Here is a 657-nt window from a genome sequence, read left to right as displayed (position 1 = left end):
CGGCGAGCAGCCCGGCGTCGACGGCGTCACGGATCGCGGCCTGGTTGCCGTCGAGATTCACGCGCTCAGGGTAGTGGGCGGCGCCGGGCACGCACGAGCCAGAACGCCATCTCGGTCAACAGTGCTGTCCTCTTGGCGGCGCACCGTCGATGGCTCCAGCGACACGATGTTCCAGCCCGCCCCGCCGAGGACCTCACCAGTGTGTGCTCGGACACCGCCGGGAGCGGCCATTGCAGGTCGGTTGGGTTGGCGTCTCTGAAACAGCTCATCAGCAGGGTGGCGGCCAGGCAGCAACGGCACGTTTAGTAACGAATCCATAACACCTATCGAACCCATAAAACTTGTCAGACCCCTCGCTTACGCTGCGCACGTGCACCAGACAACGTCGCCAGACAACCGGCCAGTGGGCCGCCAAAACCTCGGTGACCAGGGCGTAGACCCATTGCCGCCTGTCCTCGCCGCTCATTCGCCGAACGACCGGGGCCAGTGGCACACACTACGCGATCACCTAGTCGGAACCGGACGACGAGCCGGTAAATTTGGCGAGGCATTCGGTTCGGCCGACGGCTGTCGGTTCGTCGGCGAAGTCCACGACCTCGGCAAAGCCGATCCCGCTTGGCAGCGCTACCTTGCGGCCGCAGCTGCCGGGAACAAGCT

General features: G+C 65.1%; 1 pseudogene. It reads right to left on the bottom strand.

Going from position 1 to position 657, the window contains the following annotated elements:
- Window positions 1-65 precede the first annotated feature (65 nt).
- A pseudogene (locus tag F6Q13_RS19250) lies at window positions 66-281 on the bottom strand (SAM-dependent methyltransferase); the annotation flags it as partial.
- Between the last annotated feature and the right edge of the window lie 376 nt (window positions 282-657).

The sequence above is a fragment of the Mycobacterium sp. genome (genome assembly GCF_008709575.1).
Classification (GTDB): Bacteria; Actinomycetota; Actinomycetes; order Mycobacteriales; family Mycobacteriaceae; genus Mycobacterium.
Note: the sequence above shows the minus strand (reverse complement) of the source record. Positions and strands in the feature narration are given on the sequence as shown.